We start from the raw sequence: 25,497 nt of genomic DNA, 5'->3' as shown, positions 1-25,497 counted from the left end.
AACACAAAATTAAAACAGATAAAAAAACTTTTAGACGAGTCATAGCCCAGCAAATATACTACAAATCTCGTTTTTTTAATAGTTTGTAAGAAAAATATATAAATAAAAATGTCCAGACTAAAACGATCAGAATTGCGGAATAACTTACGCTATAATCAATATCGGTTTCAATTCCCATTTGGTTACCAATAGTTTTAACTACAGATAATCGTGGGGCAGGATTTACAATTAAATTAGACATTGATTCTAAAGGTAGAAATTGCGTAATTTTCTCATCGGTATCGCTGTCTGGGAAAATTTTAAATGCTAATGTACCTCGTATTATTCCTTCGATTATATTCCAAACTAAAAGAAATCCTAAAGCAAAAGCCGAGCGTTTTACTAAAATTCCCAAAAACAAACAGAATGAAAAGAACCCTGTAAGTTTTACAAAAAAAGCTAAAAGATAATCTAAATCAGAAAAAATGATTCCAAATTCATTGTAAGAGGAAAAACTTAATCCGAGAATTAAACTCATTACAAAAACAAAAATTGTAGAAACAAAAGCAAAAAGAACAACGGTCAGGAATTTCGACAGTATAAATTCTTTTTTACTTAAACCATCAATTAGATTTTGCTTTAAAGTTCCGTAACTATATTCGTTCGCCATCATTGAGACGATTACAATGGCAAGGAAAAACTTTAACCAAGCGGCAACATAAGTGTTAAAATGCCAGATGAAAGGAAAATTGAAAATTCCCATTTCGGCTAAATGAAATTTAAACGGACCAATGTCAAATTTTATTGAAGCAATCAAGGCTATAAAAGAAAGTAAAATAAAATATGCCAAAGTCAGGATTTTACTGGCTTTGTTTTTCCAGATTTTTTGAAGTTCTATAGAGATAAGTCTGTTCATGGTTTAGTTTTTTTGGATGGTGGCGTTTTTGGTTAATTCTAAAAATTGTGCTTCCAGACTGTTTTTGCGTTTTACCAAATGATTTAAAACGATATTTCTTGAGAATAAAAACTGATTTAAATCGGAAGCTGATAAATCTGATTTTAGGTAAACCAAAACTTTTCCGTCTTCGTCCTTAATTTGTCCAACAGCCGGATGATCATTCAAAATTGATTTTAGAACCAGATTGTCATTCGAAGAAATTTCAAAAAAGCCTTCATTTGCCGACATCGCATCAACTGAACCCGAATATAAAATTTCGCCTTTTCTTAAAACAACCACATGCGAGCAAACTTTTTCGACTTCGTCTAATAAATGCGAAGCCAATAAAATTGTTGTTCCCTGCGATGCAATTTCTTTAATAATATCACGAATCTGATGAATTCCCTGCGGATCCAAACCATTCGTTGGTTCATCTAAAATCAGGATTTCAGGATCATTCAATAATGCCGAAGCAATTGCTAAACGTTGTTTCATTCCCAATGAAAATGTACTGAATTTGCTGTCTTTTCTTTCGGTTAAACCTACCAGATTCAGTTTTTCTTCAATTTTAGAGTAATTGATGCTTTTAATTTTGCAGACTAATTTCAGATTTTCCTCAGCTGTCATATAAGGGTAGAAGTTCGGACGCTCAATAATAGCTCCTACTTTTTTTAAGGCTTCATGCGTTTGCATTTTTCCATCAAACCATTTATAACTGCCTGCTGTTTCGTTTACAACATTGAGTACAATTCCTAAAGTGGTTGATTTTCCGCTTCCGTTAGGGCCAAGAATTCCGTAAACATGACCTTTTTGAATGCTGAAAGAAACATTTTTGAGTGCCTGAATGCGCCCGTATTGTTTGCTGAGATTTTCGATGGTAAGGATGGTTTCCAAATTTTTTCGGTTTTAGTTTTTAGTATGACGAATCAACTTTAATATTGTTACGCTAAATTTTATTTAATGTAAATTTGTACTAAAGATATTCAAAATGAGCGAGCCTTTAATGGTTTTAAAAAAACCGTCATACCCTTTAACGCAACCGCTTTTAAGCTATTTGGACAGATACGAGCGTATTTCGAAAGTTTCTGTTTTTTACGATGACTTGCTGCGATTTTCTGGCTCAATCAATGTTTATGATAAAAATGAAACGGATACTTTGTGGATTCGCGTGTATTACAGCGAATTTGAAAGAAACGAAATTGATCTGAATCTCAAGAAAATTTACTCGCTTTTGCATTCTGACGGAAATAGTGAAATTATTCAGTTTTTAAATATTGACGCAATTGATTATTGTACTTTCGGAAATTCCAAACCTTTCAGAATTAAGGTTCGAAATATTCTGAATGATAATTACGTTCATTTTTATATCAAAAAAGCCGATGCTTCCAGAATTTATGGTTTGGAGCTGGAAGATATTCTTTCGCCAGATAAAATCAATTTTCTGGTTTACAATGACACTTTGATTGAAGAGCATATTATCGGAATTCCCGGTGATGTTTTTATGGATACTTTGCTGGATAAATGCACCGAAATGGAAAAAGCGCAAATAGCAAAGGAGTTTGTAAAGTTTAATGAGCGTTGCATGATTCGTTTGTTGGGCGATATGCGAGCTTATAATTATGTAATTGTACCAATTCACGATTTTGATCAGGTGGTTTACAAAATTCGCCCGATTGATTTTGATCAGCAATGTTATGAAGGCAATTTTAAAGTCTATCGTCCGCAGTTTTTCAAGGAAAATTATCCAATGATTCAGCTGATTAAAGAAAAATTAGAAGAACGTTCGATAATTCAATACAAAGATGAAGAACGAGCAATTTTAGCAAAACGTATCCATTCTGCTGAAACTAGAATTAAAAAATTATTGAATATAATGTGCCACGATACGATTTCAACACAAGAACATTTAGATCAACTCAAAATGGAATTGTACCGATACACGAATGATATGAAATTTAAAAATGCCAAATCAATGGGACATATCATGCACGCAGCGTTTGAGTTTATTACGCGTAATTTTAAAAACACTAATTTAGTTTAGAATAATAATAATGATATGAAAAAATCTTTCTTAATAGCCGTTTCAATTGTTTTATTGGCTTGTCAGCAACAGCCAAGCAGTGATTTTAAAAAGCTTTATTCACTTCCAAAGAAATTAAAAGAAGTTTCAGGAATAACCTATTTTCCAGAAACAAATATGATTTATACTTTAGAAGATAGTGGAAATAAAAATGCCATTTATGCGATCGATTCTAAAGGGAAATTAGCTAAAACCACTACGATTTCAAATGCTACAAATGTGGATTGGGAAGATATTACAAAAGATAAATCTGGAAATATCTATATTGGAGATTTTGGAAATAATGACAACAAACGAAGAGATTTGTGTATCTATAAAATCGCAAAAAATCAGCTGAATAAAGATTTGGCTTCCGCCGAATATAAAGTTTCTTTCTCTTATCCAGAACAAACCGAATTTCCTCCAAAGAAAAAAGAAATGTTTTATGATGTTGAAGGTTTTTTTGAATTAAACGGATATTTCTATCTTTTCACAAAAAACCGAAGCAAAGGTTTTGATGGAACTGCTTTTATCTACAAAATCAAAAATGCAAAAGGAACTCAAAAAGCAGTTAAAATAGGCGAATTCAAAACATGCAGCAATTATAATCATTGCGTGCTCACAAGCGCAACAATTAGCCCCGACGGTAAAAAAGTAGCGTTGTTAAGCCATGACAAAATTGTTTTATTTAAAGATTTCAAAGGAGATTTATTTCATAAAGGCAAACAGATAGAAATAAGCCTAAATCACTTTTCACAAAAAGAAGCTGCAGTTTTTAAAGATAACAACACGCTTCTAATCGCCGACGAAAAAGCTGATAAAATAGGAGGGAATGTTTATGAGTTTAAGCTCTAAGGTACTAAGTTGCTAAGATTCTAAGATGCTAAGGCTAAAAAAAACAGCCAGGAATTCATAAATTCCAGGCTGTTTTTTAATGCGCTCTCTAAAGAAAAAACTTAGAACCTTAGTATCTTAGAACCTTAGCACCTTTTCTTAAAAGCTGTAAGCTGCTCCAAAAATAATTCTCCCCGGTTCATCAGGGGATTGAAAATAGGATATTCTAGCTGTTACCAGATTTATTGCATTTAGCCATAATCCGCCACCATAATCCTGATGCCATTTTCTTGAATTTTCACCGTCAAGCCAAATTCTTCCATAGTCGAATCCACCCAGAATTCCGTATGTCAATGGGGCAACAGTTTTGTGGATTTTTCCAAGAGTGAAACGTAGATCACTGCTTTGAGAGAAGTAAGAACTTCCTAAAAAGCGTTCGTTTCTATAACCACGCAAATCAGTATCGCCTCCTAAAGCTGCACCATGGTAAAAGTCAAAATTGTTGTTTAAGATTGCTTTTCCTTTAAGGAATGTTGCTAAAACTAATTTTCCGTTATGATCAATTTTATGCGTAAAACCTAAAATGCTTTCAAGAGTTGGGAAATTCTGTTTGGTGTCGCTTAAGTTTGTAGTCCACATTCCTGAAAACATAAAATACATTCCCAAAGTTGGTTTTGCTACAAAATCAGAATTTTTGAAAACATATTTTACCCTCAAAGCACCATACGTTTGACTATCAAATACATTCGGATTTACAATTCCCGGAATATCAATAAAACGGTTATCAGTTTCTTCAACAGTCAATTTTTGAAGAATTGGCTGAATGCTGAATTCACTTCCAAAACGCCCAACATGTCGCGCAGCACCCGCAACAGTAAATTTTCGGATTCTGACTCTGTTATAATCCATTCCAAATTCCTCGTCATTATTTACAGTTTCGTTTCCGTAACCAAAATAATTCATCGCAAAGTTTGGTGTAGTCAATTGTGAATCAACGTCAATTACCCATTTTCCTAATAATCCCGGAAAATGCGCTGCGTATGTTAACTCGAAACCTCCCGTTGCAAAATAATAGAAACCGTTTAAGATATGTTTTTGTGTATAAGGATTCTGTTTGAAATTATTTACCGTGTAATTCAAATTAAAACCAACTTTTACACCGTCATCAGGATTATAACCAATGTTTGGCAGACCCGCAATCACATTGTATTTAGGTTTTTCATAATTGTACAAATTCACATCATAATCGTCTGTAAGCTGTGTTTGCGCTTTAGAATCCAGATTGTATGTGTTTTCTTTTGATTTGAAATCATAAACAATAACTTTTCGGCCATTTTCTACGTTGTACGTATCGTTGTTTTGACCACCAATCAAACGAATTTTGATATTTGATTTATGATTTCCTTTTACTTCAAAAATATCATTATCGTCCAAACCATAAACCCATAAGTTAACTGTTTTATCATCAGTTACTGTTTTGGTGTAAACCAAATCGTCACCTTCTTTTTTAACTCTGAACACCTGGATTTCAATGCTTTTTTTAGCATTGTGATTGATAACAAATTTGTCTTTTTTGTCTGTTCCTGCAATCATTACCGTACGACTCAAAACATCAAAATATTCCGAAGCATATTTTTGAAGATCTTTCTTTCTGCTTTTTAATTTCTGCTTAATTTCATCAACAGTTTCATCCTGAACTTCCTTTGGCATATTTTTAAATGCAGTGTCAATATCAGCATCTGATAAATTTTCCTGAATAAATTTTGCTTGTTCGATCCAGTCTTTTTCTTCTGCTGTTCTTAAAAACGCCAAATCCATTGGATAAGGCTCTCTTCCAAGCCATTTTACGTTGATTCTGTCGCCTTTAAAAGTTCGCATATGACGAAGTGGCGGCATATTCATAATAAGCGAAAGTAAAGCTCCATCGTATTTTACAAACGCTTGATCTCGGTCACGCGGAATTGGTTTATAAATCACTTTGTCGCCCTCTTTATATTCGCCCCAACGCCATTGATCGCTGTGTCTGTCCCAGTCGCCAATCAATATATCAAACAAACGGGCTTTTATATATTCTTTTTGATCAACCGAATATTTTTCATCTTTATGAAGATTCTTCATCATATCATCTGTACTGATAATATTGGATGGATTTCCAAAATTCTTCGCATCCAAATGATTATCTGCCGGACGTTCTTCGACCATATAAAGCTGATCGCCATAACCGGCATTGAATTCTTTTAATCCTTTTTGTTTCGGAATATAATATAATATCGGATTCGTGTGAGCAAGTCCAATTTGATCCGACATGCTTCCTGTTACAAACGAAGCATAAGGATGTGAAGTAGTGTAAAAATCGAATAAAAAGTTTTCTGTATATGTTTTTTCAAAATCATTTACAATGTACTGATCTTTAAATGCAACAGATTGTAAAAATACTGTCGCACTTTTTTTCATTGCACGCATTACATATTCACGTCCTTTTGGATCTGACATTCTCAACGAAATAGATTGATGTCCTCCGCCTTCGCGAATAGGTTTCAAACCGCCCATTAAAGTATCTACAGTCGCAACTCTGGCTTCTATAGGTGTACTGTAATATTTTCTATAATGTTGCCCGAATAAAAATCTGTGAAACATACTTTTATCCGTCATATCTTTTGTATAAATCGAAGTCGTAATTTTTGGAGGGAAAGTATTTGGAATATCGGCTGCCCAGTTAATTTCTTTCGCTTTTATGATTTCGTGTTCAAAAAGAAGTTTTTCTTTATTGTTTTCATTTCCGAAATAAGAAACCTTAGCGTCACCACTTTTAAATAAAGTTAATGTTGCATAACCATTTCCGCCATATGAAAAATCATTTTCACTAATAGCTCTCGCTGCCTCTGATTTTGATCCGGCACCACTGATAATCTGCTGAATGTTTTCTTTGCTGATATATTGCAAATTATGATCGTGTCCAGAAACAACAATGACATTTTTCTGTTTTTGCAAAAGTGTTTTTATTCTTTTAGCGTAAATCGTATACTGCTTATTTTGAAGATCCTGCGGACTTGCGCCAGAGGTTTTTCGCAATAAATTAATAAAAGAACCAATTACCGGAAGCGGAATTTTTTTCTCTAGCGGAAATAATTGTTTTTCCATTGAAAACTGTCCACCATGTGTTCCATTGCTCAATAACGGATGGTGGATTGCCAGAATTACGGTTTTCTCCTGATTTTTATTTAAGATGCTTTCCAGTTCATCAAAAAAATCTTCTCTGGTTTTAATGTCGCAATTGTCATTTATAGTTGGATGATTGTTCCAATCTTCTAAAAACCATTCGCTGTCAATTGTAACTAACGTTGCAGTACTGTCAATTTTCACATCTTCAATCGGACAGGTTTTTCTTGGTAGAAATGCTTTTTTATCATTTAAATATTTAGTTACAAAATCAGCTTGACGTTCCAGGCCTTTGATGCCGCTGTACCAGTCATGATTTCCGGGAATAAAAATGGTTTTTCCTTTAAAACCTTCAGTTAATTTTAATTGATTGGTCAGTTTTGTTTCGGCTAAAGCTCTGTCATCAGCATTTTTATCTGCAGGAAAACCTTTCGGATAAATATTATCTCCCAAAAATAAGAGTGTCGATTTTTTACTCGATTTTTTTAGCTTTTGATGCAAAAGTTCTAGCGTTTGCTGGGCTTGTTCTTCATCGGCGTTTCCTGCATCTCCAACTAAATAAAAGGTATGAGCAATTTTTATAGTATCTGTTGCGTTTTCTGTTTCGTTGGCGCTTACATTTTTTCCGTATTGTGCCTTGCGTGTTGCACAAGAATATAGGAGGGCTATGGCGATTATTGCCAAAGAAAAGTTTTTAATCTTGGCAATAAAATGATTATCCAAAAACAATTTCATAATTTAGTGGTATTAAAAATATTCTTTATGAATCTAATAGAACAATGCGAAGACTTCGTCAGTAATTTACTCAAAGATAAACTTTCTAATTTATATTCTTACCATAATTTTAACCATACTTTAACTGTAGTTACTGCAGTAAAAGAGTTGTGTAAAAAAGAAGATGTTAATGATGATGATAAAAAAGCACTTTTAGCAGCTGCATGGTTTCATGATACGGGATATATTGAAGGTTATGAGCATCACGAAAAAGAAAGCGTAAAAATTGCGGAAGTTTTTTTAAAAGAAAAAGGACAATCTGAGGAATTTATAGCAAAAGTTTCCAGTTTAATTTTGGCAACAACCAAAGAATATGTGCCTGTAACGCATTTGGAAAAAATCATTAAAGATGCTGATTATGCCCATTTAATGGGAACAGAATATGTTACTACTTGCGAATTGCTTCGTTTGGAACTAAAAAACACAGGTATTGCAAGTTTTTCAAATTCAGAATGGACAAAAGAAAATTTGAATTTCCTTTTGAATAAACATCGTTTCTATACAGATTATGCCTTAAGAAAATGGCAGCCTTTAAAAGAAAAAAACCTGATTTTGATTCAGAAAAAAATTAATAAACAGGAATTGAAAGCTGCATCGGCAATTGACGATGAAAACAAAAAAAGAGAAAAGGCTGAAAAAGCTGAAAAGCCAGAACGTGGAATTGATACTTTATTTCGCGTTACGCTCGGAAATCATACCCGTTTAAGTGGTATTGCTGACAGTAAAGCAAATATTTTGTTATCTGTAAATGCCATTATTATTTCAATTGCACTTTCGTCAATAATTCCAAAATTAGATAGTCCGAAAAACGCGCATTTGGTAATTCCGACATTTATTATGCTGATGTCAAGCGTAATCACAATTATTTTTGCCATTCTTTCTACAAGACCAAAAGTAACTTCAGGATTTTTTACGCGTGACGATGTTGCAGCTAAAAAAGTGAATTTGATGTTTTTTGGAAATTTCTACAAAATGCCTTTAGAAGAATACGATTGGGCAATGAACGAAATGATGAAAGATAGAGATTATTTATACTCAACAATGATCAAAGATTTGTATTATTTAGGATTGGTTTTGCAGCGAAAATATAATTTACTGCGAATTGCCTACAATCTTTTTATGATAGGAATAATTGTTACTGTAATCGCTTTTGTAATTGCTTTTAAAGAGGTTACCGTATAAAAAAAAGCTCAACTAATTTTAGTTGAGCTCATCTAATAAATCTTGATAAGTGATTTTTTTTGCTGTTGGATTTGCAGTATTATTGATCACTTTTACACGAATGGCTCTCAGGCCTGAAACACCTTGCAAATCTTCTACTTCAAACTGCTCGATCGCAGGTTCAAGTATTTTTTTGTGTTGTAAATACTTGATATATTTCAAATATTCGGTTTCTTCGTTGTTTTGAGAATACACAATCGTAATTTTTTCTTTCTCTGTAATTCGTTCTTTAGTTCCTTTAATGTTTGATTTGTCGATTCGTTTTTTCACGACTTCATATCTTGCATTATAAGTTCCGTCAACATCAAAGCGTTTTTCATCCATTCTGAAACGAATAGAAAGCGGCGCACTGAAAACTAAAATTAAAGACGTAACATCTAATTCATACGGAAGCGACTCTTTAAGCTGATGATGCTCCAATTCCATTTCGCATAACGTTTGTAATTGCCATAATCTCAGATTGTGCAAATACATGACATCGAAAGGTTTTGTTGGCGAAATTGAGGCTCCGATGTATAAATTATGTTCAACACCATCCGTTTTAAAACGTTCGTAGTAATGCGGATAAATTTGTTGTGCATCTAATTGTTTTTTATCCAAAACCGAAGCTAATTTTTTGTTGATGATCGACATTGCGTTATCAAACTTTTTTCTTTCCTGATAAAACAAACCTGTTTTTTCGTCAAGACTTTCAAAATATAAAGCTTCTAATTTTTCGTTTTTGGCACTGCCTTTTGTATTTTTTAATATCGGATGAATCTCTTCTTCAATATAGCGTTGAATATGTTGTTCGGTATCTGCTTTTAAAGGGAATTCCAATTCACTTCGGAGCGATTCTAATTCGAATTTTCTTTGTTCCAAAAGTACCAGATTTGTATTTGGCTTTTGATTGTCAAAAATTTCCAAAAGAGCCGTAAGTTGATTTTTTAAGTCAATTTTTACGGTTTCATTTCGATGTTCAGATGAGCCTTTAATATCGATTTGTCCGTATAACGGATATACATTTTTAAAAACAATTTCCTTAAAAATATAATCTTTTGTATGATTGATATTTTGAAAATAATTCTGTGATTCTTTTCGGAATTTCCAATAAACGCTTGGGTGAATCGTAGTATATTCACGCTGGATAATTGCCTCAATCTGATGTTGCATATCTGTATTATAGCGATCAATTGTATCGGTTAAATACGGAAGAATCAATTCCAGTTTTGTAGCATTGACACTATTTAAGTCTCTTGGATGCTCAGAAACTAATTCTACAACTCCCAATAATTGTTCGTCTTTCATGACTGGCGCAAAAACACAGCTTTTAATGCCTTGTTTTAGTAAATGCTCGCCGAGTTTTTTATTTGGAGATTCTTCAATGAATTTTTCGACATTCGAAATTACAAAAGGCTCTTTATTATGCAAAAGATTTTCAAATGAACAGCCAAAAAAAGCATTTTTGCAATCGACTTCTTCATCTGTATTCAAAAGAAAACTTTGCATCTGATTATCAAATTTAATTGGCCTGATGAATTTTTCTTCTTCAGGATTGTAAATAATGAAACCAACTTTTAAACTCGGAATTTTAAATATTGATCTAAAAATATCTTCAATAATGTCAGTTGAAGTAACGCGGGTTGAATCAGGTTTTAATAAATTGCTTTTTAGATTTGAAATGGCACTTTCTGTAGTAGCGTCAAACAAAGAAACAATTCCGAAACCTTTTAGGATCCAGCTTCGTTTTGGAAATTTAGATTTCCATAATTCAATATCATTATAATTGTCAATTAATTGATCAATATCGTCCTGCGTTAGTTCTACAGCTCTTTCTGTTGGAGTAATTTCCATGAAATCGGCATTGTAGAGAATTCTATAATGTTTTTCAATTCCTTGTTCATCTGGAATATCATAAAAGAAAGGCTTATTGAAATCAATGTTCTGATTGTAATAATAGGCCAATATTAAGCAACAGTTATTGATATAGAATTGATGATCATCAAAATCACGAATTTCCATGTCAAATTCGTCTCCGGCATTGCGCAGAATTTTCTTGAAACGCTCTGTATAATTAAATGATAAATTTTGAAACGGAATTGTAATTGCTTTTATTTCGTTATTTGTCAATGCAGTAGGAAATAAATCGGCAACTATATTTTTGATTAAACCTTCGTTGTTTTTAATGATATTATAATCATGAATTCCAGTTCTGAATTCCGGAAAAGGTTCAACTTCTTTTAAAATCGCTTTGGCGTAGTTTGATCGATAATCAACATCTGATAAAGCAATCTCCTCAAAGGATTCAATTAATTTATGAAATGAGATTATGGTTTCGAAAGGACTTTCATGTGGTAAAAGACGTTCCATGTGTTTTTGTTTTTAGGAAATACAAAATTAAGCAAATATTAAGAATCGCCGACATTTTCTAATTTCTTTCGCTTATGGCTTGATAGTTATTTCCTTTATAGATAAAGGGTTAAAAAGGAGAGATTAAAACTTTAACTAAATATTAACAAAAATAATAACGGAACGATCGTTCCGTTATTATATCTTTGTATCATAATAATTGAATAATCAATAACTTAAAAACAAATAAAATGAAAAATTTAGAAAACAAAGTAGCAATCGTGACAGGTGGAAACAGTGGAATTGGATATGCAGCAGCAGCTGATTTAGTAGCAAAAGGTGCAAAAGTAATTGTAACAGGAAGAAACAAAGAAGCTTTAACAAAAGCTGAAACAGAATTGAACGTTACCGGAATCGTTGCAGATCAATCTGATTTAAAATCAATTGATAATTTAGTTGAAGAAGTAAAAGCAAAATTCGGAAAAGTAGATATTCTGTTTTTAAATGCCGGAATTGCAGCTTTTGCTCCAGTTGATTCTGCTTCAGAAGATCATTATGATAGTATCATGAATGTGAATGTAAAAGGAGTTTATTTTACAGTACAGAAAGTATTACCAATTTTAAATGATGGTGGATCTATTATTTTCAATACTTCAGTAAATGCTCAATTAGGAATGCCAGGTTCAAGTGTTTATGGAGCAAGTAAAGCAGCAGTTTTATCACTAAACAAAATTTTTGCAGCAGAATTAGCACCAAGAAAAATCAGAGTAAATGCCGTTTCTCCTGGTCCAATCGAAACTCCTTTATACGGTAAAGTTGGTTTAGAAAAAGAAGAAGTTGAAGGTTTAGGAGCAGCTTTAGGACAAAAGATTTTATTGAAACGTTTTGGACAAGCTACTGAAGTTGCAAAAACAATTAGTTTCTTAGCTTCTGATGATGCTTCATTCATAACAGGAACTGAAATTGTTGTTGATGGCGGACTTACTGTAAACACAGTATTATAATTTTTTTGACTAATTCAGGAACGATTGTTCCGTATTTTTAGTATCTTTGGAAAAGAATTTAATTTTGAAGCGATGGCTAGAACGAAAGAATTTAACGAAGATCAGGCTTTAGATAAAGCAATTGAGATTTTTTGGCACAAAGGTTACAACGGAACTTCTGCTCAGGATTTGGTAACGCATTTAGGTTTAAGTCGTTCTAGTTTGTATGATACTTTTGGTGATAAGCAAAAGCTTTTTGTAAAGTCATTGCAACGATATCAGCAGCAAAATGAAGAGAGTCTCAAATTGCTTTTTGAAAATGCTGAAAACATTAAAACCGCTTTAACTGAAATTTTTAAACAAGCTGTTGTAGAAAGTCTTCAGGATCGAATAACAAAAGGTTGTTTTATGGTAAACTCAGCGGTTGAATTGGCGATGCACGATCCCGAAATTGGAAAAATCGTTCATGATAATCAAAAAGCGGTTGAAGAAGTTTTTTATCAGGCCATAAAAAAAGGGCAGGAGTATGGACAGATTTCTGATAAGCAAGAAGCTCGATCTTTAGCTCGTTTTATTTTTAACAATTATTCCGGAATTCGGGTTTTGGCAAGGGCAGGCGAGAGAGACAAACAAGTTTATGATGATATTTTAAAATCGATTTTCGCTTTATTTTAGAAAATCAATTGCAATAAAAAACGGCAGTTATATTTATAACTGCCGTTTTCTGTTTTAGTAAGTAAGTAATAGAAAATGAAAACTTCTTAGCTTTTTTCTTCTTTGTTGAAGTAAACTAAGTAGTAATACATTTGTTTTTCTTCATCCCAGCCTTTTTCAACAAATTTTTCTGCACTTTCAGGATTGATGAAATCCATTTTAATCTGAATGTGAGTATCTAAATTAATCACATTTTTAATCGATTTTCTAGCGTCAGAAACAGCTGCGTTGGCAATAGGGAATGAGGTTACATCTTCGATGCTGTATTTTTCTCCTTTATCAACTTTATAGTTTTTAAATTCTGGAATCAAATCAGGATTGTCTAATACTTCATTCAAGAAATTCTGCTCTTCAAACTGATCGTTTTTAGCGAAATAATTCACAGATCGGTTCATAAACATTACTTCCTCTTTCTTGTCTTCTGCTGGCAAAACAACGTCTTTTGCGAAGTTTTGACAGAATTTTAAATATTTTTTAGTGATGAAATTTTCATCTTCAAAAGCGTCAACAGATAAAAAGTGCTCTAACCAGTAACGTGCGTCATAACGGTTGCTGTCAACAGTTAAGATTTTGTAACCTTCTTCTTTTTTGTAGTTGAAAATCAAACATCCTTTATCTAATTTACTCAAGTTAATTCCTTGCTGTAAAATCATTTCAAGGTTACTTCCATTTTCTTCAAACTGTAAAAAGTCGGCTTGTAATTCACTTTTGAAAATTCCGATTGCATCAACAACATTATTATCGATACTTAGGTTTGTCAAATAGGTTACATAAACCTCTCCGTTTTTAATATGCGGATGATTTGACTGTTCAAATAAATGTTTTGTGATGTTTTTAGAAACCTCATGAACATTCGCCGGATTATCAAAAATCTCAGTTGCATATTTAAACATGTCGTTGTAGTCCAAGTCCACTTCGTGTGCAAACTGATAGTAGTTTTCTTCTTTCTCTCTAAAAGGCTTAAAAAAGAATTCTTTTATCAAAGGAACAATCTCATCATTTAAATTAAATGGCTGCTCTGATAAAAAAATAGCTTCATTACGGCTTTTGTTTCCTACGCGGTGTATCGAAAGTGTGTCGATGTGGGTATTGAATAAATTGATCATTTTTTTGAGTTGCTGAGATTCTAAGTTTCTAAGATACTAAGTTTTTTAATTATTGTCTTTTAATTTTCTGATTAATGACGCTAACATTCTTTCGATCTCTCGACTATCCTCATATAAAAGGTTAAATTCTTCTTCGTTTATGTAAATTATATTTTTTGCAATTTCGAGTTGAGTCTGCATCTCAAATATAGAACCAAGAGAAATATATAAAAATCGTAAAAAATCTTTACTGCTTTCTCTACTTGATCCTTCCGCAATATTGCTCGGAATGGAAACTGAACTTCGACGTATTTGTGAAGTTAATCCAAACATTTCTTCCTTTGGAAATGTACGTGTTGCTTTGTAAATTTTGGTAACTAAGGACATTGACTTTTGCCAAACTAAGATTTTTCTAAAATGACTCATTTCTTATTTTAAAATTTAATTTAAATATAAGAAAAAACTTTCAAAAATAAGAAAAACTTAGAATCTTAGCATCTCAGTATCTTAGCAACTTACGTCAGTTCCAATTCTCCTCAAATCCATAATCTTCGAAGCTGTCATCACCTTCGAACATATCAAGATCGTCTTCGTCTAAATCGTCTTCAAATTCTCCGTAGATATCGTCGTGCATATCATCAGCTTCAAAGTTTTTTTCAAGAGCTTCGTCAGGCATTTCTCCGTGAGAAAATAAAGTTTCAGGATAAGTTGCGCCAACCGTTTCATCTTCAACTGCAGCCAATTCTACTAAGAAAGTCCACATACTGATGAAATCGTAAACGTAGATGATTTTTGTGTTTTCTGTATCTAAAATACTAGACAATGGATAATCGTTCATGGTTCTCATTTCTCCAGGAACATCTCCTGTATCAAAAAGAGGAATTTCATCTTCTTGATTCCAAGTATCATCACAAGTATAAAATGAAGCCACTTCTGATCCGTCAAAACCAAAAGCGTTGAAGATTGCATTATGTAAATCCTCAAGTGTATCTTCCTCAAGGATAGCAATGTCTCTGAAAATATCTTCTTCGGCGTCTAGAATAACTCTAAATTTATAAACCATAATCTTTGTTTTTATTGAGAGGTCAAAGGTAAAATATAAAAAACGAAATACGAATTATGAATTACGATTTGTTGAAAATATTTTTAGAAAATTGATTTTCAATTAGTTTGTTAGGCTGAGCAAAGTCGAAGCCCAAATCCAATAGAAAAGCCCTTCTCCCGAAGTTTCGAAATCGCTTAGGGAGACAAACTATAAAATAAAATTATTTTCTAGCCAGTCTTTTTCGGATCTTATGATAATGTTTGTGGTAAGTACTGTGACTCGGATAACTTCTGCTGGAAGTCATATTATTAAAAACCAAAGCTGTTAAAAACAAAATCAAAACACCGACTAAAACCGGAGAAATGACATACATATAACCTAAGGATTTTACTTTTTCAGTTCCAATAACAGCAATCAAGGCTGTTGCTCCTCCTGGCGGATGAAGTGTTTTGGTAATTTGCATTAAAATAATGGCAATCGAAACGGCAAGTGGAGCGGCGATATACATAATATCGGGAACCAATTTATGAACCGTGACACCTACTATTGCAGAGATTACATGTCCGCCAATCAAATTTCGAGGTTGAGAAAACGGACTCTGAATAATTCCGTAAACAAGAACGCTTGAAGCTCCAAAAGAACCTATCAAATAAACGGCATCACTTCCTGAAAAATGCATCGATTGAACGTATGCTAAAATTCCAATTCCAACAAATGATCCTAAAAAGGACCAGAAATGTTCTTTATAATCGATTAATGTTTCTTTGTATAGAATGTAACGCGTTTTGCGGTAACTTCTTTTTATTTTTTCAGTTGGCATAATGTGGTATTATTTTGCTCGTTATGCTTTTAAATATATTTTGCTAGATGTTTTTAATCTCTAGATTTAGTTTGGAAATTATTTAACTAAACTTGGCGAATAACTATATACAGTATAAGGATAAATCATTTTTGCAGTGTATTTTGAAATCAGACAAACTACAAGAATTGGGAAAAATAAAGTATAATCGTTTGTTAAACCGCAAACTAAGAAAATTGCAGTAAAAGGTGCATGAATGCTCGCACTCAAAACCGCCGCCATTCCAATAATCATAAAGTTTACCGGAATTACATTTACATGGAAAAAGCTGTTTAAGATAGAAGCCAGTAATAATCCTAAAAATGCGCCTATAAATAAACTTGGTGCAAAAACGCCGCCATCTCCACCAGAAGCTAAAGTAATTGAAGTAACAATTGGTTTTAGAATTAGTATTCCGATAAATGTCAAGGCTAAAGTTATAGTCAACGGAAGCTGGCTCGAATTACCAAAAATTCCTTTTATTGCATGATAACCTTCACCATATAATTGAGGAAAAATAAATAAGGAAACGCTCAAAACAACTGAACCAATTAAAATTTTATAGTAATGTGTATCAATTTTTCCAAATTGTGATTTGAAGAATAATACGCAACGTGTTAAATAAACAGAATTAATTCCGGCTAAAATTCCTAAAAGAATAAAGTATGGAATCGCTTTTAAATTCCATGTTTCGATTGAAACGGCAAATAATGGCTCTTCTTTTAAAATAGTTAGTAAACCAAAAGCAATTGAAACTGCAATTACATTTGAAATTATAAAAGCTCGTGTAACTTTTCTGGAAATTACTTCCAATGCAAATAAAACTCCCGCAATTGGACTGCTGAAAAGTGCTGTAACACCCGCTGCAACTCCGGCGCAGATTAATTCGGTTTTGTATTGACGGAAAACATTTTCTTTTTCGTGAGCAACTGAGCCAATTGTCGCTGTAGCAACAACAGTCGAAACTTCGATTCCTGTTGAACCTCCAAAAATAACCGTTAATAATCCGTTGATAAAGTGCGATGGAATTTTATACGAAGGAAGGTTTTTAGATTTTGAATTTGTACTTTCAAAAACCTCTTTGATTCCTTTATTTTCTTTTTTCTTGAAAAGATATTGTCTTAAAAAATAAATTACTGATAAACCAAAAACAGGAAATACGATGTAAAATATAGGATGAACAGATACTTCGTGGAAGAAAATTTCTTCGTAATACTCTGTTATTTTTTTTAATGAAATTCCGAGAAAAGCAGAAAGGAAGCCAATTAAGATAGAAACAATAACTAATTTTCGGAGTTTGATTAATTGATGATTTTTTTTGATTTGCGCCGTTTTGTTCATCAGAAGTGATTTTGTAGTCGCCAGATTTTATTTGCGATTTCACAAAATTAGACAATCAAATCTGTTTTTTAATAATAATTGGTCTTTAATATATGTTAAAATTAGTAAAATAAGAAAATTCTTTCTTTGTTTTTTTATTGAATATCGCTTGTTTTTGGGGACAAAGTTGCAAAGACACAAAGTTGCAAAGTGACAAAATTTTTTTTTCTTAAAACTTGGAATTAAACCCAAACTTGTCATTTCGACGAAGGAGAAATGACAAACTGTACTTAATTATTCGTTAAACTAAATGAGAAAACCTTAGTATCTTAGAGTCTTAGAACCTCAGAACCTTTAAAACTTATCTCTCATAAAACTCAATCGGTAACAAATCAGGATCTGCAATAAAAGTAAAGCGTTTTTCAGTTGTTTCGTCTATTCTGATCGGTTCAGATTCAATCTTTTTTGAGTTTAAAAAAGCAATGGTTTCTTCTAGATTAATAACCTCGAAAGCCAGATGGCGCAAACCAACAGCTTCAGGTCTTGAAGGTCTTTGTGGCGGATTTGGAAAGGAGAATAATTCAACAACATAAGAACCATTCAAAGCCAAATCTAATTTATAAGACTGGCGTTCTTCACGATAGATTTCCCGAATAATAGTTAAACCCAGAATCTGAGTGTAGAAATATTTCGATTTTTCGTAATCGGAACATAAAATGGCAATATGATGAACTTTATTAAGAGTAAGCATTATTTAGTAGATTCAGGTTCTTGGTTTAATTTTCGAATAACTTTTGCCGGATTTCCAACGGCGAGTGAATTGTCTGGAATATCTTTTGTAACAACAGATCCAGCGCCAATAACACAACCTTTTCCGATTGTTACGCCAGGACAAATAACCGAATTTCCGCCAATCCAGCAATCGTCGCCAATGGTAACCGGATAAGCATTTTCCAAAGTTTTTCGTAATTCGGCATCAAGCGGATGCGAGGCAGTATAAATTTGAACATTTGGCGCAATAAATACATTTGAGCCAATATTTACTGGCGCACAGTCCAGAACAACACAATTCACATTGAAATAAACGTTCTCGCCACAGAAAATATTATAACCGTAATCGCAATGAAAAGGTGGTTCTATATATAGACCAGCTCCCGCATTCGGAATCAATGCTGCCAAAATTTCTTTCGCTTTTTTGGTAACTCGGTATTCTTTTACGTTTAGGCTGTGCAAAAGGTTTTTTGCTGCTCTTCGGCCTTTAAGTAATTCTGGATCAAAGGCGTTGTAATATTCGCCAGAGATCATTTTTTCTTTTTCTGTTTTCATATTTACATTTTCGTCTTGGCGATTTTCTCATGTATTTTCACAGTTTCCTGCAAAGCTGCGGTGCAGTACCAAGGCGTTAATTCGGCTTCGAGTAAGTTTGCTTTTATTGCCGGATCGGTGGCAACAAGTGCTTTTGCTTCCTCAATAGTTTCTACGTTAAAAACATAAATTCCGCGATAATTTCGGTCGTTTTTCATGAAAGGTCCGGCAACAACTAGTTTTCCTTCTTTGGCAAGTTTGCCAATGTTTGCCATATGACCTTCAAATAATTTTTTTGTTTCCTCTTTTGAAGCTGTTGTATTGGTTCCAGATTTTAATAAACAGAAAACATATTTCTTCATTCCGTATTCGTCGGCATGAAGAGATTTGGCTAAAGCTTCATCATATTTTACTTCAGTTTCTTGAGAAAATCCAATGAAGCTGGAAAGAAATAATGCTAGAATAAAAAGTGAATTTTTCATAAAAATGATTTTTAAAGCAGTTTCTTCAAAATAACAATTTGTCCTAAATGATAGACATCGTGCTGAATAATTCCGTGAATATCTTCATAAAAATTATGATTATTATTTTGATCTATTTTATCAAAATCTGCATCATTAAAATTACTCAAACATTCATTCCATAATTCCTGAGATTTTGCAAGACTTTGTAGTGATTGTTCCCAAGCTGGTTCAGATGAATCTAAAATAGGTACAAAATAATTATGATCGGGAGTTGTAATTATTTCTCCTTGAACACGTTTTAATATGTTTCTTCTCCATTGTATTAGGTGATTCACAATTTCCCAAATTGTGTTTAAATTAGGATTGATTTTTTTATAAGCCTGAGCTGCAGTTACATCTTTTAAAGTATCTGCTAAGGTAACTTCAAGCCACGGATTTCCATTATAAATGGATTGATATAAATTCGAAACTCTTTTACTTTCTGACATAGTTAATAGTTTTAGAAACACTACAGCTAAGATACAAATAAGTATTTTACAACTCATCCCCGAAATTCTACAATTGGGTTATTTAATATTTTTTAACAAGAAATGTTAAAATACATTTGCTTCATCAAAAACCAAGATCATGAAAACTAGAATTACTTTTATTTTATTATTAACAAGCATTTTTACTTTTGCCCAAAGTACCATCTCAGGAAAAGTAGTAGACCAAAAAGGAAAACCGGTTGCTGGCGCAAATATTTATATTGACGGAACTTATGACGGAGCAACAAGTTCTGAAACGGGAGACTTTTCTTTTCAAACTACTGAAACAGGAAATAAGTTTATCGTGGTAAGTTTTTTACTTTTTGAAACTTTCAAGCAAGAAATTGATGTTGCGAATTACAAAGACCAAACAATCAAATTAAGAGAAAATGTTAACACGCTCGATGCGGTTGTTATTACTGCTGGAACATTAGAATCTGGTGACAAAGCTAGAGTTTCGGTTTTGAAACCTTTAGATATTGTAACCACAGCAGGTTCTGCAGGAAATATTATCGCGGCTTTGCAGACTTTGCCTGGAACGCAGAATGTAGGTGAGGACGGACGTTTGTTTGTGCGTGGTGGAGAAGCCAGCGAAACTCAGACTTTTGTTGACGGAATTCGCGTTGCGCAACCCTATGGAGCAACAACAAATAATTTGCCTACAAGAAGTAGATTTTCTCCTTTCTTATTCAGTGGAATTGCTTTTTCTACCGGAGGTTACTCTGCAGAATATGGCGAAGCTTTATCAAGTGTTTTGCTTTTGAATACTAATGATGAAGAAGACCATGAAAAAACAGATATTTCATTTATGACTGTTGGTTTGGGCCTAGGAAATACTCAAAAATTCAAAAAAAGTTCGCTGAGCGTAAATATGATGTATGTGAATTTAGCGCCTTATCAGGCTGTAATTCCTCAGAATGTTGACTGGAATAATCCATATCAGTCGCTTGGTGGTGAAACCGTTTACAGATACAATTTCACAAACGGAATTTTTAAATTATATGCTTCTTTCGATTCAGAAAAATTCGACTTAAATCAGAAGAATATCAATTTTGAAAATCCAATCAGAACAGATATGAACAATAATAATTTTTATTTGAATTCTTCTTATAAAGGAACTTTTGGAACTGGCTGGCAGTTGACTTCTGGAATTAGTTATGGATACAGCAAAAATAAAATCACATACAATATCACTGATGTTGACAACAACGAAAATGCTGCTCAGCTGAAATTAAAATTGCAGAAAAAAGTTTCAAACTATTTTAAATTGTCTTTTGGTACAGATTATTTCATAACAAAATTCAATGAAAATGTAAATGATAACGTTTCTATTGATGTGGCAAACGGTTACGATTCGAACATTTTTGCAGCTTACACTGAAGCAGATATTCTATTTTCTAAAAAACTGGCAATGAAAGTTGGATTGAGATATTCAAATAATAGTTTGCTAAACGAAAATAATATTGCGCCGAGAGCTTCATTGGCATACAAAGTTTCAAAAAGCAGCCAGTTTTCTTTTGCTTACGGAGATTTTTCACAAACGCCTGTTGTTGATTATATTAAATATTCAAAATACCATCAATTTGAAAGTGAAAAAGCAAGACATTATATTTTGAATTATCAGTTCACAAAACCAGGACAGACTTTTAGAGCAGAGGCTTATTATAAAGAGTACGACAATCTAGTGCAATATGACACAAAAAATATCGAGTACAATTCGGTATTCAATAACAACGGTTCAGGATATGCAAAAGGTATCGATTTGTTTTGGAGAGATAGTAATTTGTATAAAAACTTAGAATACTGGATTTCTTATTCTTATATCGATTCAGAAAGACAATATAAAAACTTTCCAAATATGGCGACGCCAAGTTTTGTTGCCAATCACAGTTTGTCTGTCGTAACTAAATATTTTATTACCGACTGGAAATCGCAAATTGGTTTTACGAACAGTTTCAGTTCAGGACGTCCGTATAATGATCCAAACCAAACGCAATTTATGAACGGAAAAACAAAATCATACAATAGTTTGAGTTTTAACTGGGCGTATTTGCTGACAACACAAAAAATCCTTTATTTCTCTGTTTCAAACATTTTAGGAACACAAAATATTTTTGGATATGATTATGCAAAACTCCCAGATCCAAACGGAGTATATCAAAGACAAGCTGTTGTGCCTACAGCTGATAGATTTTTCTTCGTAGGTTTCTTCTGGACTATCAGCCAGAATAAAAATGAGAATCAGTTGAAGAATCTTTAAAAAAGGTTCTAAGATGCTAAGCTACTAAGGTGCTAAGAAAAAAAACTTAGTCCCGATAACTATCGGGATAGTCGCTCAGAACCTCAGAACCTAATAAAAAAACAATTCAGTAACCAAATTCAACAACTCGGTATCATTTAATTTTAAAAGAGTAAAAACCAACATACTTTTGAAGTATAAATTAACAACAGAGTTTTAGTCATCAACAAAAACTTAGAATCTCAGAACCTTAGTAACTTAGAAACTTAAAAAAAAAAAGAAATCATGACCAAAATTATTACCATAACTATTTTATTTATCTGCAGCTTAATGTCTGCACAAAATGTAAAATTAACTGTTGCTGTTTCAGGCTTAAAAAATGACACAGGAGTTGTTAAAGTAGGATTATATAATTCAGACGGAACTTTTCTTAAAACAACTTACAAAAGCCTTGCTTCCGAAATTAAAAACAATGAAGCGGTTGTAACTTTTGAAAATCTTCCTGCGGGAGAATATGCAATTTCAACCTATCATGATGAAAACATTAACGGAAAGCTTGACAGAAATGCAATGGGAATTCCATCAGAAGAATATGCAGCTTCAAACAATGCAAAAGGATTTATGGGACCTCCGGCGTATGCCGACGCTAAATTTAATGTCAGTAAAGATTCAAAAGTCGAAATTAAATTCTAATAAACAAATAACTAATCCATATAACAAACCATTAAATAATTTATAAAATGAAAAAAATCACCACTTTAATCGCATTATTTGTAGTAGTAATAAGTTCAGCACAAACACAGTTTGAACAAGGAATGGGAAAAGCTTTCGGGCTTTGGAAAGAAGGGAAAAATGCAGAAGCTTCTGCAATGTTTGAAAGAATCGCAGCAGCTGAAAAAACAAGTTATTTGCCTAATTATTATGTAGCCTTGATTAATGCAACAGCCGTTTTTTCTGAAAAAGACAAAACAAAAATTGATTTGTTGTTGACAAAAGCACAAGATGCTTTAGATCAGGAAATGATAAAAGATCAAAACAATGCTGAGCTTTATGTTATGCAAGCGTTGATTTACACAGGATATGTTGTAGCTGATCCAATGACAAACGGAATGAAATATTCTGGAAAAGTAATGGAAGCTTACGCAAAAGCAAAAGCAATCGATCCAAATAATCCAAGAGCCGTTTTTGGAGAAGCTGACTACCAATTAGGAGGCGCAAAATGGACAGGAGTTGATACAAAACCGCTTTGTGCGCAAGTTGATAAAGCTATTGAACTTTTTGCTACATTTAAACCTGCAACACCTTTTTCACCAAAATGGGGATTAGAAAGAGCAGTAGAAGCACAAAAAAATTGTAAAAAATAAAAACTAATTTAAGCTGATTTAGAATGAAAGACTATAGAAGTAGCTTTGCAGATGTAAGAAATGGAACAATCACATGTTTCAAGATTTCTATGGTCTTTGCCATATTATTTTCAGCATTTTTGGGAGACGATTTAAGCGTTAAGAATGTTCTAGTAACTTTTTTTGTAAGCTGTCTTTATTCTTTCGGACTCGGTTTTGGAAACGGATTTATAAGCGTTTATCTGGATAAAAAATGGGATTGGCTGGAACAAACAAATTTGAGAGTTTATTACGGAATCCTGACTACTGTGTTGTATACAGTTCCGGTAGTTTTAGGAATAAATTATTTCATTTTTGTTATCCTGCAACATGTTACTTTAGATGTGTTTTTTAGTGCACGAATGCTTTGGGTACATCTTTTTTATATCGTTGTTTCTTTAGGAGTTTCGACTTTCTTGCAGGCCAGAAGTTTTATGGTGAAATGGAAACAGGCATCAAAATTTGAAATCACGCAACAAAAGATTATCGCCGGAACAGCAAATGCCAAATTCGAGAGTTTAAAGAACCAAATTGATCCGCATTTCCTTTTTAACAGCCTCAATGTATTAAGTTCTTTGATTGAAGAAAATCCAGATAATGCACAACGATTTACCACCTCTTTGTCTAAAATCTATCGTTATGTTTTGGAGCAAAAAGATAAAGAATTGGTTTCAGTTGAAGACGAATTATCATTTGCGAAAACGTACATGAATTTGCTGAAAATGCGTTTCGAAAATAGTTTGTTCTACGAATTGCCTTCAACAGCTATTAATCCAGATGCAAAAGTGGTTCCGTTATCGTTGCAGCTTTTATTAGAAAATACGGTAAAACACAATGTTGTAAGTGAACAAAAACCTTTGCATATCAGAATTTTTATTGACGGAGATTATCTCGCGATTCAAAATGATTTTCAAAAGAAGGAAGTTTTGCAGGACAGACAAGGAGTTGGATTACAAAATATCGTAAACCGATACGGAATTGTAACCAACAGAAAAGTTTTAGTAGAACAAAATGAAAAAACATTCACAGTTAAGATTCCGATTTTAACTAAACAAATAACAGTTATGGAAACAAGTGCAGACTATAGCGATGAAAACAAAGCTTATTTCAGAGCTAAAAAAAGAGTAGAGGAATTAAAAGGTTTTTACGGAAATGTTATTTCGTACTGTTGCGTGATTCCGTTTTTAATTTTTATAAATTTGAGGTATTCTCCTGGATTTCAATGGTTTTGGTTTTCAGCTTTGGGCTGGGGATTTGGAGTTGTAATGCATGCTTTTAAAGTTTTTGGTTACAGCTCAGATTGGGAAGAACGTAAAATTAGAGAGATTTTAGAAAAAGAAAACAACAAACAAACCTGGAAATAATGGAAACACATTTCAATAATAATCAGGAGGAATACGATTTACAGCAGTTTGCTAAAAGAAAAATAGAGAAACTGAAATCATTTTATTCACATGCATTTGTCTTTTTTATTGGATGGGTAATTTATGTATTGAAAGAATATTTTGGAGTACCATTTAATTTTTTACCCTTAAGATATATTAACGGATTTGTAATGGTCATCTGGACAACAGCATTTTTAATTAACGCAATAGATTTATTTGCTTCGTTTAAAATTTTTGGAACCGAATGGGAAGAGCGTAAAGTTAAAAGGATCTTAGAAAAAGAAAACGAAAAACAAAAATGGGAATAGTTATGAAACCAGATTATACTGAAGCAGAACGTTACTATGAAGCTCAAAAAAGAGTAAAAGAGATTAAAGAATTTTACCAGCATTTGACCGTGTTTCTTCTTTGCAATCCAATTGTAATAGTAGTAAATCTTATGACTTCTCCAGGTTATTTATGGTTTATTTGGTCTTTGTTAGGCTGGGGATTTGCCATCGTAATGCATGCCATGAAGGTTTTTAGAATTTCGCCGGCCTTTAGTAAAGAATGGGAAGAGCGAAAAATTAGAGAGCTTCTAGAGAAAGAAAATAACAAAAAAATCTGGGAATAATCATGGAATCTGATCATACTCAAGCAAAACGTTATCAGAAAGCTCAAAAAAGAGTAAAAGAGATTAGAGGATTTTACGAGCATTTAACGGTTTTTATTCTGGTAACGGTAATCCTGATTGTTATAAACCTGATGACTTCGCCAGAATATTTATGGTTTATATGGTGTGTGTTCGGCTGGGGAATAGGAGTAGTAATACATGGTCTAAAAACTTTTGAAATTTCACCTGCTTTTAGTAAAGATTGGGAGGAGCGAAAAATAAAAGAAATTTTAGAAAAAGAAAAAAATAAACAAACTTGGAAATAAT

General features: G+C 32.8%; 25 protein-coding genes. 12 read left to right on the top strand and 13 right to left on the bottom strand.

Going from position 1 to position 25,497, the window contains the following annotated elements; translation table 11 throughout:
* Positions 1-58: 58 nt before the first annotated feature.
* Positions 59-895, bottom strand: coding sequence for an ABC transporter permease (locus FN795_RS13900; RefSeq protein ID WP_142451154.1), 837 nt, complete (start codon positions 893-895; stop codon positions 59-61).
* A 3-nt stretch (positions 896-898) separates the two neighbouring features.
* Complete coding sequence (locus FN795_RS13895; RefSeq protein WP_142451153.1) at positions 899-1,810, bottom strand: ABC transporter ATP-binding protein; 912 nt, start codon at positions 1,808-1,810, stop codon at positions 899-901.
* A 94-nt stretch (positions 1,811-1,904) separates the two neighbouring features.
* Between FN795_RS13895 and FN795_RS13890 the strand changes: the two genes are divergently transcribed.
* Both FN795_RS13890 and FN795_RS13885 read left to right on the top strand, forming a co-directional pair.
* A complete protein-coding gene (locus tag FN795_RS13890) occupies positions 1,905-2,957 on the top strand; it encodes a hypothetical protein (RefSeq protein WP_142451152.1) in 1,053 nt (350 codons plus the stop codon).
* Between the two features lie 15 nt (positions 2,958-2,972).
* Positions 2,973-3,830 (top strand): SdiA-regulated/phytase-like domain-containing protein, encoded by an 858-nt coding sequence (locus FN795_RS13885; RefSeq protein ID WP_142451151.1) that lies wholly within the window; start codon positions 2,973-2,975, stop codon positions 3,828-3,830.
* A 138-nt stretch (positions 3,831-3,968) separates the two neighbouring features.
* Here the strand turns inward: FN795_RS13885 and FN795_RS13880 are convergent, their stop codons facing one another.
* Positions 3,969-7,703, bottom strand: coding sequence for a metallophosphoesterase (locus FN795_RS13880; RefSeq protein WP_142451150.1), 3,735 nt, complete (start codon positions 7,701-7,703; stop codon positions 3,969-3,971).
* A gap of 27 nt (positions 7,704-7,730) precedes the next feature.
* Here FN795_RS13880 and FN795_RS13875 point away from each other — a divergent pair, with 27 nt between their 5' ends.
* Positions 7,731-8,924 (top strand): Pycsar system effector family protein, encoded by a 1,194-nt coding sequence (locus tag FN795_RS13875; RefSeq protein ID WP_142451149.1) that lies wholly within the window; start codon positions 7,731-7,733, stop codon positions 8,922-8,924.
* An 18-nt stretch (positions 8,925-8,942) separates the two neighbouring features.
* On the opposite strand, the gene FN795_RS13870 is transcribed toward FN795_RS13875, so the two are convergent.
* Positions 8,943-11,312, bottom strand: coding sequence for a GAF domain-containing protein (locus FN795_RS13870; RefSeq protein WP_142451148.1), 2,370 nt, complete (start codon positions 11,310-11,312; stop codon positions 8,943-8,945).
* A gap of 230 nt (positions 11,313-11,542) precedes the next feature.
* Here FN795_RS13870 and FN795_RS13865 point away from each other — a divergent pair, with 230 nt between their 5' ends.
* Positions 11,543-12,295 carry a glucose 1-dehydrogenase gene (locus FN795_RS13865; RefSeq protein ID WP_142451147.1) on the top strand — a complete coding sequence of 251 codons (753 nt, stop codon included), beginning with the start codon at positions 11,543-11,545 and terminating at the stop codon, positions 12,293-12,295.
* 72 nt (positions 12,296-12,367) lie between these two features.
* Positions 12,368-12,949 (top strand): TetR/AcrR family transcriptional regulator, encoded by a 582-nt coding sequence (locus FN795_RS13860; RefSeq protein ID WP_142451146.1) that lies wholly within the window; start codon positions 12,368-12,370, stop codon positions 12,947-12,949.
* Positions 12,950-13,035: 86 nt separating this feature from the next.
* Here the strand turns inward: FN795_RS13860 and FN795_RS13855 are convergent, their stop codons facing one another.
* From FN795_RS13855 to FN795_RS13815, 9 genes are all read right to left on the bottom strand, one after another.
* Complete coding sequence (locus FN795_RS13855; RefSeq protein ID WP_142451145.1) at positions 13,036-14,094, bottom strand: nucleoid-associated protein; 1,059 nt, start codon at positions 14,092-14,094, stop codon at positions 13,036-13,038.
* Between the two features lie 45 nt (positions 14,095-14,139).
* Positions 14,140-14,499, bottom strand: a complete 360-nt coding sequence (locus FN795_RS13850; protein ID WP_142451144.1) for a four helix bundle protein — start codon at positions 14,497-14,499, stop codon at positions 14,140-14,142.
* 94 nt (positions 14,500-14,593) lie between these two features.
* Entirely contained in the window at positions 14,594-15,136 is a 543-nt protein-coding gene (locus tag FN795_RS13845; protein WP_142451143.1) for an IS1096 element passenger TnpR family protein, read from the bottom strand.
* A gap of 202 nt (positions 15,137-15,338) precedes the next feature.
* Positions 15,339-15,938, bottom strand: a complete 600-nt coding sequence (locus FN795_RS13840) for an HPP family protein (RefSeq protein WP_142451142.1) — start codon at positions 15,936-15,938, stop codon at positions 15,339-15,341.
* Between the two features lie 78 nt (positions 15,939-16,016).
* A complete protein-coding gene (locus FN795_RS13835; RefSeq protein WP_142451141.1) occupies positions 16,017-17,297 on the bottom strand; it encodes a chloride channel protein in 1,281 nt (426 codons plus the stop codon).
* Between the two features lie 340 nt (positions 17,298-17,637).
* On the bottom strand, positions 17,638-18,027 hold the full coding sequence (gene gloA2, locus FN795_RS13830; protein ID WP_035647704.1) for an SMU1112c/YaeR family gloxylase I-like metalloprotein: 390 nt from the start codon (positions 18,025-18,027) through the stop codon (positions 17,638-17,640).
* Entirely contained in the window at positions 18,027-18,602 is a 576-nt protein-coding gene (locus FN795_RS13825; RefSeq protein ID WP_142451140.1) for a sugar O-acetyltransferase, read from the bottom strand. Before FN795_RS13825 ends, gloA2 begins: the two co-directional genes overlap by 1 nt.
* A 2-nt stretch (positions 18,603-18,604) precedes the next feature.
* Entirely contained in the window at positions 18,605-19,063 is a 459-nt protein-coding gene (locus FN795_RS13820; RefSeq protein WP_142451139.1) for a YciI family protein, read from the bottom strand.
* 11 nt (positions 19,064-19,074) lie between these two features.
* A complete protein-coding gene (locus tag FN795_RS13815) occupies positions 19,075-19,533 on the bottom strand; it encodes a DinB family protein (RefSeq protein WP_142451138.1) in 459 nt (152 codons plus the stop codon).
* Positions 19,534-19,672: 139 nt separating this feature from the next.
* Here FN795_RS13815 and FN795_RS13810 point away from each other — a divergent pair, with 139 nt between their 5' ends.
* The 7 genes from FN795_RS13810 to FN795_RS13780 all read left to right on the top strand — a co-directional run bounded on the left by FN795_RS13810 (position 19,673) and on the right by FN795_RS13780 (position 25,496).
* A complete protein-coding gene (locus FN795_RS13810) occupies positions 19,673-21,832 on the top strand; it encodes a TonB-dependent receptor (RefSeq protein WP_142451137.1) in 2,160 nt (719 codons plus the stop codon).
* Positions 21,833-22,096: 264 nt separating this feature from the next.
* On the top strand, positions 22,097-22,504 hold the full coding sequence (locus FN795_RS13805) for a DUF2141 domain-containing protein (RefSeq protein WP_208743580.1): 408 nt from the start codon (positions 22,097-22,099) through the stop codon (positions 22,502-22,504).
* Between the two features lie 47 nt (positions 22,505-22,551).
* Entirely contained in the window at positions 22,552-23,175 is a 624-nt protein-coding gene (locus FN795_RS13800) for a hypothetical protein (RefSeq protein ID WP_142451136.1), read from the top strand.
* A gap of 23 nt (positions 23,176-23,198) precedes the next feature.
* Positions 23,199-24,557: a 2TM domain-containing protein gene (locus FN795_RS13795; RefSeq protein WP_142451135.1), complete on the top strand. Its 1,359-nt coding sequence runs from the start codon at positions 23,199-23,201 to the stop codon at positions 24,555-24,557.
* Entirely contained in the window at positions 24,557-24,886 is a 330-nt protein-coding gene (locus tag FN795_RS13790) for a 2TM domain-containing protein (RefSeq protein ID WP_142451134.1), read from the top strand. Before FN795_RS13795 ends, FN795_RS13790 begins: the two co-directional genes overlap by 1 nt.
* Positions 24,887-24,888: 2 nt before the next feature.
* Entirely contained in the window at positions 24,889-25,191 is a 303-nt protein-coding gene (locus FN795_RS13785) for a 2TM domain-containing protein (RefSeq protein WP_142451133.1), read from the top strand.
* A 2-nt stretch (positions 25,192-25,193) separates the two neighbouring features.
* A complete protein-coding gene (locus tag FN795_RS13780) occupies positions 25,194-25,496 on the top strand; it encodes a 2TM domain-containing protein (RefSeq protein WP_142451132.1) in 303 nt (100 codons plus the stop codon).
* Position 25,497: the final 1 nt, after the last annotated feature.

Origin of the sequence: Flavobacterium resistens (genome assembly GCF_900182645.1) — a bacterium.
GTDB lineage: Bacteria > Bacteroidota > Bacteroidia > Flavobacteriales > Flavobacteriaceae > Flavobacterium > Flavobacterium resistens.
The sequence above is the reverse complement of the archived record's forward strand: the minus strand, read 5'-3'. Positions and strand labels throughout refer to the sequence as shown.

What these genes read in the sequence shown, in the direction of transcription:
- FN795_RS13820 (WP_142451139.1), bottom strand. Translation starts at nt 19,063, where the DNA reads ATGAAAAATTCACTTTTTATTCTAGCATTATTTCTTTCCAGCTTCATT.
- gloA2 (WP_035647704.1), bottom strand. Translation starts at nt 18,027, where the DNA reads ATGCTTACTCTTAATAAAGTTCATCATATTGCCATTTTATGTTCCGAT.
- FN795_RS13785 (WP_142451133.1), top strand. Translation starts at nt 24,889, where the DNA reads ATGAAACCAGATTATACTGAAGCAGAACGTTACTATGAAGCTCAAAAA.
- FN795_RS13810 (WP_142451137.1), top strand. Translation starts at nt 19,673, where the DNA reads ATGAAAACTAGAATTACTTTTATTTTATTATTAACAAGCATTTTTACT.
- FN795_RS13890 (WP_142451152.1), top strand. Translation starts at nt 1,905, where the DNA reads ATGAGCGAGCCTTTAATGGTTTTAAAAAAACCGTCATACCCTTTAACG.
- FN795_RS13900 (WP_142451154.1), bottom strand. Translation starts at nt 895, where the DNA reads ATGAACAGACTTATCTCTATAGAACTTCAAAAAATCTGGAAAAACAAA.
- FN795_RS13825 (WP_142451140.1), bottom strand. Translation starts at nt 18,602, where the DNA reads ATGAAAACAGAAAAAGAAAAAATGATCTCTGGCGAATATTACAACGCC.
- FN795_RS13790 (WP_142451134.1), top strand. Translation starts at nt 24,557, where the DNA reads ATGGAAACACATTTCAATAATAATCAGGAGGAATACGATTTACAGCAG.
- FN795_RS13875 (WP_142451149.1), top strand. Translation starts at nt 7,731, where the DNA reads ATGAATCTAATAGAACAATGCGAAGACTTCGTCAGTAATTTACTCAAA.
- FN795_RS13855 (WP_142451145.1), bottom strand. Translation starts at nt 14,094, where the DNA reads ATGATCAATTTATTCAATACCCACATCGACACACTTTCGATACACCGC.
- FN795_RS13840 (WP_142451142.1), bottom strand. Translation starts at nt 15,938, where the DNA reads ATGCCAACTGAAAAAATAAAAAGAAGTTACCGCAAAACGCGTTACATT.
- FN795_RS13805 (WP_208743580.1), top strand. Translation starts at nt 22,097, where the DNA reads ATGACCAAAATTATTACCATAACTATTTTATTTATCTGCAGCTTAATG.
- FN795_RS13815 (WP_142451138.1), bottom strand. Translation starts at nt 19,533, where the DNA reads ATGTCAGAAAGTAAAAGAGTTTCGAATTTATATCAATCCATTTATAAT.
- FN795_RS13835 (WP_142451141.1), bottom strand. Translation starts at nt 17,297, where the DNA reads ATGAACAAAACGGCGCAAATCAAAAAAAATCATCAATTAATCAAACTC.
- FN795_RS13795 (WP_142451135.1), top strand. Translation starts at nt 23,199, where the DNA reads ATGAAAGACTATAGAAGTAGCTTTGCAGATGTAAGAAATGGAACAATC.
- FN795_RS13870 (WP_142451148.1), bottom strand. Translation starts at nt 11,312, where the DNA reads ATGGAACGTCTTTTACCACATGAAAGTCCTTTCGAAACCATAATCTCA.
- FN795_RS13800 (WP_142451136.1), top strand. Translation starts at nt 22,552, where the DNA reads ATGAAAAAAATCACCACTTTAATCGCATTATTTGTAGTAGTAATAAGT.
- FN795_RS13850 (WP_142451144.1), bottom strand. Translation starts at nt 14,499, where the DNA reads ATGAGTCATTTTAGAAAAATCTTAGTTTGGCAAAAGTCAATGTCCTTA.
- FN795_RS13865 (WP_142451147.1), top strand. Translation starts at nt 11,543, where the DNA reads ATGAAAAATTTAGAAAACAAAGTAGCAATCGTGACAGGTGGAAACAGT.
- FN795_RS13780 (WP_142451132.1), top strand. Translation starts at nt 25,194, where the DNA reads ATGGAATCTGATCATACTCAAGCAAAACGTTATCAGAAAGCTCAAAAA.
- FN795_RS13880 (WP_142451150.1), bottom strand. Translation starts at nt 7,703, where the DNA reads ATGAAATTGTTTTTGGATAATCATTTTATTGCCAAGATTAAAAACTTT.
- FN795_RS13860 (WP_142451146.1), top strand. Translation starts at nt 12,368, where the DNA reads ATGGCTAGAACGAAAGAATTTAACGAAGATCAGGCTTTAGATAAAGCA.
- FN795_RS13845 (WP_142451143.1), bottom strand. Translation starts at nt 15,136, where the DNA reads ATGGTTTATAAATTTAGAGTTATTCTAGACGCCGAAGAAGATATTTTC.
- FN795_RS13885 (WP_142451151.1), top strand. Translation starts at nt 2,973, where the DNA reads ATGAAAAAATCTTTCTTAATAGCCGTTTCAATTGTTTTATTGGCTTGT.